Consider the following 8,251-nt stretch of genomic DNA (forward strand, 5'->3'; position numbering starts at 1 on the left):
GCCGGGGTCCACCCCACCCCAAGCGCAACGATCGAGCCCAACTCCCACGCCAGCCGCCCGGTGGACCCCGGCACAAGGCCGGGGTGACGGGACTGGCTGGAGTTGGGTGGAATGCGGTTGTGAGCCGTTGTAGCATTCGAGCATGAAGCATTCCGAACTCCGGGCGATCGTTCATAACGCCGCTGACTCCCTCGGGAGCGGCATCGGCTTGATGATCGGCCATTACGAAATGGATGTTTATGGTGACGCACAGCGTTCCCGCGGTGGCGCGATAACCGTAGATTTTCTGCTAGGTGAGATCGTCGAAGGTGAGCCCTCCGCTTCGCTCGTGGAGTCTGTCGCGCTTTACCGTGAAGCCTTTGTCGCCCTGTGTGCGAAGTCGGGATGCTCTGTGACTGACTTCGGCGAAGCGAAGGCACGCTTCTGGTCGGATTCTCTCCACCGCCGATTTGCGGTGATGGTGACAGACCGGGCCGGTCGGTGTTCCAGCACTGAGTATGTCGGCGTCCCGGGTCGGCGGGTGCGCATCTTGGATGCTCTGGGGCGGTTACGACCGAAGCCGAGCGCACTCTAAGTTCGCTTACCGATTTTGTTGGATACAAGTTGGAAATTTCCTGATCAGTTCCAACGATGCCGCCGACCCGCCACCACCGCACACGAGCTCGCCTGACACCCCAGTCGCACCAAAGTCCCGCACCTGTCGCGCCGGTGTCGCGTCGCAGTCGCCTCCCGGTCTCGAACCCGCCCCGTCCCGGTCCACTCACCCCGACAACCGCACATAATCGTCAGCTTCGTCGGCCCGCTCCACACCCCCTTGTGCAACGCAACAAAGCATTGCAGCATGGAACCGTCACGGGGTTCGGGACTTTGGAGGCCTGATGGGGGTAAGCCGCGCGTTCGACGAGATTTGGGGTCATGGTGGGCCGGCAAAGCCGCGACCACAATTCAACGAACTCGCGCGCTGGATGGCCGAAACCCCCCACGCCGAACTCCACCGCCGCCAGCAATCGGCCGAAGCGACCTTCCGCCAACTCGGCATCACCTTCGCTGTCTATGGCGACACCGATGCCAGCGAACGGATCATCCCGTTCGACATCGTGCCGCGCATCTTCATGCACGACGAATGGGCGCGCCTGTCCGAAGGGCTGGTGCAGCGGGTCGAGGCGATCAACGCCTTCCTCCAGGACATTTACGGCGAACGCCGCATTCTCAGCGAAGGCGTGCTGCCGCCCGAACTGGTGCTGTCCAACCCCCAATTCCGCCCCGAAGTCGCCGGTATCCGCCCGCCGCACGACATCTGGGCGCATATCTGCGGCATCGATCTGGTCCGCACCGGGCCGGATGAATTCTATGTCCTCGAGGATAACGCCCGCACCCCGTCGGGCGTGTCCTATATGCTCGAAAACCGGGAGGCGATGATCCGCCTCTGCCCCGAATTGTTCCGCAGCTTCCGCGTCGCCGCGGTCGACAGCTACAGCGACATGCTGCGCGAAACGCTCTATTCGGTCGCGCCGGAGCGGCGCAGCGCCAGCCCGGTCGCGGTTGTGCTGACCCCGGGGCATTTCAACTCGGCCTATTATGAACACAGCTTCCTCGCCGACACGATGGGGGTCGAGCTGGTCGAACCGGCCGATCTGCTGGTCGACGACGACATCGTCTATATGCAGACCATCGCCGGGCGTGTCCGCGTCGACGTCATCTATCGCCGCATCGACGATGATTTCCTCGATCCGCTCGTCTTCCGCCCGGACTCGCTGCTCGGCGTTCCGGGCATCATGGCCGCTTATCGCGCCGGCAATGTCGCGCTGGTCAATGCGCCGGGCAACGGCATCGCCGATGACAAGGCGATCTACAGCTACATGCCGGAGATCGTGAAATTCTACTCGGGCGGTGAGGCCAAGCTGCCCAATGTCGAAACCTGGCGCTGCCGCGAGCCGGAGGCGCTCAAATACACGCTCGACAACCTCAAGGACCTGGTGGTCAAGCTGGTCGACGGCTCCGGCGGCTATGGCATGCTGGTCGGCCCGACCGCGACCAAGGCGGAGATCGAGGCGTTCCGCGCAGCGCTGATGGCCGAACCGCATCGCTACATCGCGCAACCGACGCTGGCGCTGTCGACCGTGCCGACCGTGACCGAAACCGGCTTGGCGCCGCGCCATGTCGATTTTCGGCCCTTCGTCCTCACCGGCTCGCACGGCGTCCGCGTCGTCCCCGGCGGCCTGACCCGCGTCGCGCTCAAGGAAGGGTCGCTGGTCGTCAATTCCAGCCAGGGCGGTGGGACCAAGGACAGTTTCGTTCTGCTGCCCGACGGGCCGGTACAGGGACAGGAACAGACGCAGGTGGTCGGCTGATGCGCATGCTCTCCCGCACCGCGGCGTCGCTCTACTGGCTTGGCCGTTATGTCGAGCGCGCCGATTTCATCGCCCGGCTGGTCGAGGCGACCGTACGCCTCGACGCCCTGTCCGCCCGCCCGGCGGGGGAGGCGGCCTGGGCCAGCGCGCTCAGCGTCACCTATACCGAAGAGGCTTATGCCGCCGCGCACCACGCGATCAGCCAGCAGCCGGTGGCGCATTTCCTGACGCTCGACATGAGCCACCCCGGCTCGATCATCCGCTGCCTCGAACAGGCGCGCAACAATGCCCGCGCGGTGCGCACCTCACTCACCCGCGAAGCCTGGACCGCGATCAACCGCCTCTGGCTGCTGTTCGCCAGGCGCGTCAGCCCGGGCGGCACGACGACGACCTTATCCCTGATCGAAGGAATCATGGCGGAGGCGCGCGGGTTCGAAGGCGCGATCCACCGCATGATGGACAATGAAGCGACGATGCTGATCCAGCTCGGCGCCGCGATCGAGCGTGCGGACAACACCGCGCGCTTGCTCGACGTCAAATATCATTTGCTGTTGCCCGAGGGGGAGAAGGTCGGCGGGCTGGTCGACCGCGACCAGTGGACCACGATCCTGCAGACCGTTTCGGCGGTCACCGCCTATCGCTGGCTGTATAGCGACGGGCTCCGCCCCGCCAATGTCATCGACCTGCTGATCACCCGCTCCGAACTGCCGCGCAGCCTGGCGGGTTGCGTTCAGGAAGTGGTGGAGCAGCTCAACGCCCTTGCCAAGCGCACCGGATTGCAGGGCGAGGCCGACCGCATGGCCCGCGCGCGGATCGCCCGGATGCAGAAAACCCGCGCGCACGAAGTGATCGTCAGCGGCCTGCACGAATATCTGCAAGCTTTCATTCGCGAAAATGCGCTGCTCGACGCAGCGATCGCCCGCCAGTTCAGGTTTATCTGATGCGTTTGGCCATCGACCACCAGACCCGCTACCGCTTCAGCAGTCCGCAGCAGCGGCTGGTGCAAACGCTGCGCCTGACGCCTGGCGATACGCACGACCAGACCGTCGTCGATTGGCGCATCGACGTCGATTGCGATGTCCGGCTGCGCGACGCGATCGACGGCTTCGGCAACCGCATCACGATGCTTTACGCCGAAGGGCCGATTGAGCGGATCGAGATCAACGTCGCCGGACAGGTGCTGACGACCGAGGCGGACGGGCTGATCCGCGGGAGTGCCGAACCGCTGCCGGCCGCTTTGTTCAGCCGCACTACGCTGCGTACCGCCCCCAGCGCGGAGCTGGCCGAATTGGCCCGCGCGGCGGCGGGGCAGGCGGATGCACTCGACCAGCTGCACCGCTGGAACGGCGCGCTGGCGGAGCGCTTCCCCGAAGCGCCCGATCTGCCCGACAGCGGCGCGACCGCGGCGGAGGCGTTTGCGGGCGAGCCCAACGCGCGTGACCTGGCGCATATCTTCATCGCCGGCGCCGCCGCGCTCGGCCTCCCGGCGCGCTACGTCTCGGGCTATCGCAATTGCGGCGAAGGGACATGCCCGCCGCATGGCTGGGCCGAGGCATGGGTCGAGGGGCTGGGCTGGGTCGGCTTCGATCCGTCGGCGGGCATCTGCCCCGATGCCAACTATGTCCGCGTCGCCACCGCGCTCGACTTCAGCGGCGCCGCGCCCATCGCTGGCATCCGCCAGGGCGAAGGCGTGGAAGAACTGTCCGTAGAGTTGCAGGTCGAACGGATGAACGGCGACGCCTGACCTTAGGCGAAAGCGCGCAACCGCATCGGCTGGGGCGCGGCTTCGGCGACGGTCGCGTCGGCATCGTCCGGCATCCGCGACCAGCCATTGGGGCCGAGCACTTCCATCGGGCGATAGCGCGTCTTGTACGCCATCCGGTCGCTGCCCTTCACCCAATAGCCGAGATAGACATAGGGTAGGCCAGCACTGCGGGCGCGGACGATATGGTCCATGATGATGAGGTTGCCCAGGCCCTGCCGCTCGGGATGGTCGGCGGCAAAGAAGCTGTAGATCATCGACAGCCCATCGGCCTGCTGGTCGGTGATGCACGCCCCAACCAGCGCGCCGCCCAACTCTTCAGGCTCGCGATATTCGATGACATAGGTGCTGACCGGCGACTGCTCGACCATGTCGGCATAGTCGGTCTCGTCCATCATCGTCATGCCGCCGCTGGGGTGGCGCGCGGCGAGGTAGCGGCGCAGCAGCGCATATTGCTCCTCGGTCGCCCAAGGGCGGCAAGCGGTGACCGACAGGTCGGAATGGCGACGGATCAGCTTGCGCTGCGTCGTATTGGGCCGGAACTCGTCGGTGACGACGCGGACCGAGAGGCAGGCATTGCAGCCGACGCAGCTCGGTCGGTACGCGACCGACTGGCTGCGGCGAAACCCGATGCGACCCAGCGCGTCGTTGAGTTCGCCGGCATGCGGACCGTTCAGCTCGGTAAAGATCTTCCGCTCCTGCCGCCCGGGCAGATACGGGCACGCCGAAGGGCTGGTCACGAAAAACCGTGGAAAGCGCGTCAGTGCCGTCACCCGTTCGCCCCCTTCAAACCACGCAATGTGCGTCGGACGTGACCCTTATGAAGCGGAGGAATCACGATGAAAAGGCGATTTACCATGAAAATGGGTTAACGGCGGTGCAGTGATAATTCGGGATTGCACAGCCGGAAGACGTGCACATCGCAGCTATACTGGAGTGGTGATTCGGTGGGGAGGGGCGCGCGACTCGGTTCGCCGCACGCCCGATTCGCTTCGTCGCCAGGCTGTGGAAAACCTTCAGTCCAGCTCGACCATGCTGACCGAATAGCCCGCCTCCCGCAGCGCAACCATCAGCCGGTCGAGATGCGCGCCGTCGCGCGTTTCGCATTCGATATCGGTGATCAGGCCCTTGGCGGGGAGCGAGGTGAACACGCGCTGGTGATACACCTCGATGATGTTGACGCCCTGTTCGTGGAAGATGCGGCTGACATGGAACAGCGCGCCGGGACGATCCTGCAACCGGATGCGCAGCCGCGCGAGCCGGCCCGAGCGGGCGAGGTCGCGCAACAGCACATTGGCGAGCAGCCGCGTGTCGATATTGCCGCCGCACAGCACGATGCCGATCGTCCGGCCCGCAAACCGCTCCTGATTGGACAGCAGTGCCGCAAGGCCCGCGGCACCCGCGCCCTCGACCACCGTCTTTTCGATCTGCAGCAGCAGGCTGACCGACTCCTCCAGCTTGCGCTCGCTGACCAGCACGATGTCATCGACCAGCGCTTCGATCACCTGCGCAGTGATGGTGCCGGGCTCCTTGACCGCGATGCCCTCGGCCAGCGTATCGCCGCCGATGGGAAGGTCGGTGCCCTTCACGCGGTTGTACATCGACGGGAACAGCTCGGCCTCGACCCCGACGACCTCGATCGCGCGGTCGGCGGCCTTCGCCACCGTCGCCATGCCGGACACCAGCCCGCCGCCGCCGATCGGCACGATCAGCGTGTCGATACAGGGTGCATCCGCCAGCATCTCCAGCGCGACCGTCCCCTGGCCGGCCATGATCCGCGCATCGTCGAACGGGTGGACGAAGGTATAGCCGTTCTTGGCCTCAAGCTGGCGTGCATGGGCATAGGCCTCGTCGAACGTTTCGCCTTCCAGGATCACGCTCGCGCCATGACCCTCGGTCTGCGTCACCTTCACCGTAGGCGTCGGTTTGGGCATCACGATCGTGACCGGGATGCCCAGCCGGTTGCCGTGATAGGCCAAGCCCTGCGCATGGTTACCGGCCGAAGCCGCGATCACGCCCTTCGCCCGCGCGGCCGCGTCAAGCTGAAGCAGCGTGTTGAGGGCGCCGCGCTCCTTGTACGCCGCCGTGAACTGCAAATTCTCGAACTTGAGGTACACGGTCGCGCCGGTCAGGTCGGACAGCGTCTTGCTGTGCAGCGTCGGCGTGCGCACGATCGACCCGCCAATCCGCTCCGCCGCCATCTGCACATCGGCCAAAGCGAGGGGGAGGGGAGTCGGAGCGGACGCAGCCTGAGTTGCCATCGTGAATCTTTCGCAATCCCGGAAACGCCGCCGGGCCGGTGGCGCGGCCCTAGACCATCTGGCGCGACGGGGGAACACCGCCTATTCGAAACCGGTCCATAGGGCAGCTTTGTGCCCGGCCCCGTTCACTTGGAGACCTGCGTGCGCCTTCCCGTTTCGCTTGCCCTGATCGCCGCGCTGCTGCTGCCCGCGCCTGCGCTTGCCGATGCATTGGTCGATAACGTCGACGGGATCACGCTGGATGAAAATGGCGAGGTTGTCCGCTTCACCGGCATCGTGATGTCGCCCGATGGCAAAGTGGTGAGGCTGCTCAAGCGCGGGGAGAAGCGGCCCGAGCGCCCCGACTGGCGCGCCGATCTGAAGGGCCGGGTGGTCATCCCCGGCATGGTGGACGCGCACGGCCACGTCATGAACCTCGGCTTCCGCGCGCTCGCGCTCGATCTGTCGGCCACGCGGTCGCTGGCACAGGCGCAGGACGCGATCCGCCGCTATGCCGCCGAAAATCCCACGCGTCGCTGGATCACCGGAGGTGGCTGGAATCAGGAGGTCTGGGGCCTTGGCCGCTTCCCGACCGCGGCTGAGCTGGACGCGGCGACGGGCGACGTCCCGACCTGGCTGGTCCGCGCCGACGGCCATGCCGGCTGGGCCAACAGCGCGGCGCTGAAGGCGGCAGGGATCACGCCCTCCACCAAATCCCCGGCGGGCGGGCGGATCGAGCTGGTCGCGGGCAAGCCCGGTGGCGTGTTCGTCGATGCGGCGATGGAACTGATCGAGAAGGCACTGCCCCAGCCCACGCCGCGCGACCGCAACGCCGCCTTCATCAAGGCCCAAGAACTCCTCTTGTCGATGGGCGTCACCGCCAGCGCCGATATGGGAACCAGCGTCGATGACTGGCTGACCTATCGCCGCATGGGTGACATGGGACTGCTGCGGATGCGGATCATGTCCTATTCGGATGGCGTCGAAACCGCATTGCGCGTCGGCGGGAGCGGCCCGACGCCGTGGCTCTATGGCGACAAGCTGCGGATGGGCGGGATCAAGCTCTACACCGATGGCGCGCTTGGTTCGCGCGGGGCGTGGCTCAAGGCGCCGTATAGCGACGCCCCGGGCAATCGCGGCCTGCCGTTCCTGACCGATGCCCAGTTGTCCAACCTGCTCGTCCGCGGCGCGATGGACGGGTTCCAGTTTGCGATCCACGCGATCGGCGACCGCGCCAACCAGCAGGTTCTGGACGCGATTACCGAGGTCGGCGAGACCTATAAGGGCGACCGGCGCTGGCGGATCGAACATGCGCAGGTCGTCGATCCCGCAGATCTGCCGCGCTTCGCCAAGCTCGGCGTGATTGCGTCGATGCAGCCGGTGCATCAGAGCAGCGACCGTACCATGGCCGAGGCGCGCGTCGGGCCGGCACGACTGACTGGGGCCTATGCCTGGAAGTCGATCCTGGCCAGCGGCGCGCGGATCGCCTTCGGCTCCGACTATCCGGTCGAAAGCCCCAACCCGTTCGAAGGCTGGGCGACCGGTTTCACGCGGCAGGACGGACAGGGCCAGCCGGTTGGCGGCTGGCGACCCGATGAAGCGCTGACGCGCGAACGCAGCTGGCGTGCTTTCACGCTGGACGGTGCCTATGCCGGTTTTGCCGAGACCAAATTCGGCCACCTCGCGCCCGGCATGCGCGCGGATTTCATCGTCGTGGATCGCGACCCGCTGCTGGCATCGCCCAGCGAATTGCGCGCGACGGTGGTGATCGAAACCTGGGTCGGCGGGGAGCAAGTCTATCGCCGCCCGGGCAGCGACGCTTCCGGCGGGCAATAGCTGGATTGCGGCACCGGCCCGCTCCCCCACCCGGCCACCCATCGGCAGGATATTCTGAAATG

7 protein-coding genes are annotated in these 8,251 nt (G+C 66.1%); 5 read left to right on the forward strand and 2 right to left on the reverse strand.

Translation table 11 applies throughout. From position 1 onward, the window contains the following. Positions 1-142 precede the first annotated feature (142 nt). From AX681_RS13445 to AX681_RS13460, 4 genes are all read left to right on the forward strand, one after another. Entirely contained in the window at positions 143-574 is a 432-nt protein-coding gene (locus AX681_RS13445) for a hypothetical protein (protein ID WP_066656257.1), read from the forward strand. A gap of 304 nt (positions 575-878) precedes the next feature. Then, entirely contained in the window at positions 879-2,351 is a 1,473-nt protein-coding gene (locus AX681_RS13450; RefSeq protein WP_066656883.1) for a circularly permuted type 2 ATP-grasp protein, read from the forward strand. 5 nt (positions 2,352-2,356) lie between these two features. Then, positions 2,357-3,292: an alpha-E domain-containing protein gene (locus AX681_RS13455; protein WP_197421803.1), complete on the forward strand. Its 936-nt coding sequence runs from the start codon at positions 2,357-2,359 to the stop codon at positions 3,290-3,292. Continuing rightward, complete coding sequence (locus tag AX681_RS13460; protein ID WP_066656887.1) at positions 3,292-4,095, forward strand: transglutaminase N-terminal domain-containing protein; 804 nt, start codon at positions 3,292-3,294, stop codon at positions 4,093-4,095. The genes AX681_RS13455 and AX681_RS13460 overlap by 1 nt, the downstream gene beginning before the upstream one ends. Before the next feature lie 2 nt (positions 4,096-4,097). Here the strand turns inward: AX681_RS13460 and AX681_RS13465 are convergent, their stop codons facing one another. Continuing rightward, positions 4,098-4,886, reverse strand: a complete 789-nt coding sequence (locus tag AX681_RS13465) for an arginyltransferase (protein ID WP_066656888.1) — start codon at positions 4,884-4,886, stop codon at positions 4,098-4,100. 243 nt (positions 4,887-5,129) lie between these two features. After that, positions 5,130-6,374 carry a threonine ammonia-lyase gene (locus AX681_RS13470; protein WP_066656897.1) on the reverse strand — a complete coding sequence of 415 codons (1,245 nt, stop codon included), beginning with the start codon at positions 6,372-6,374 and terminating at the stop codon, positions 5,130-5,132. Between the two features lie 141 nt (positions 6,375-6,515). Between AX681_RS13470 and AX681_RS13475 the strand changes: the two genes are divergently transcribed. Continuing rightward, on the forward strand, positions 6,516-8,189 hold the full coding sequence (locus AX681_RS13475; RefSeq protein ID WP_066656900.1) for an amidohydrolase: 1,674 nt from the start codon (positions 6,516-6,518) through the stop codon (positions 8,187-8,189). The last annotated feature ends 62 nt before the right edge of the window (positions 8,190-8,251 follow it).

Origin of the sequence: Sphingomonas sp. CCH9-E2, assembly GCF_001557215.1 — a bacterium.
Taxonomy (GTDB): domain Bacteria; phylum Pseudomonadota; class Alphaproteobacteria; order Sphingomonadales; family Sphingomonadaceae; genus Sphingomonas.

Excerpts from the sequence above, each read along its gene's own strand:
- AX681_RS13455 (WP_197421803.1), top strand. The coding sequence starts at position 2,357 with ATGCTCTCCCGCACCGCGGCGTCGCTCTACTGGCTTGGCCGTTATGTC.
- AX681_RS13450 (WP_066656883.1), top strand. The coding sequence starts at position 879 with ATGGGGGTAAGCCGCGCGTTCGACGAGATTTGGGGTCATGGTGGGCCG.
- AX681_RS13460 (WP_066656887.1), top strand. The coding sequence starts at position 3,292 with ATGCGTTTGGCCATCGACCACCAGACCCGCTACCGCTTCAGCAGTCCG.
- AX681_RS13470 (WP_066656897.1), bottom strand. The coding sequence starts at position 6,374 with ATGGCAACTCAGGCTGCGTCCGCTCCGACTCCCCTCCCCCTCGCTTTG.
- AX681_RS13445 (WP_066656257.1), top strand. The coding sequence starts at position 143 with ATGAAGCATTCCGAACTCCGGGCGATCGTTCATAACGCCGCTGACTCC.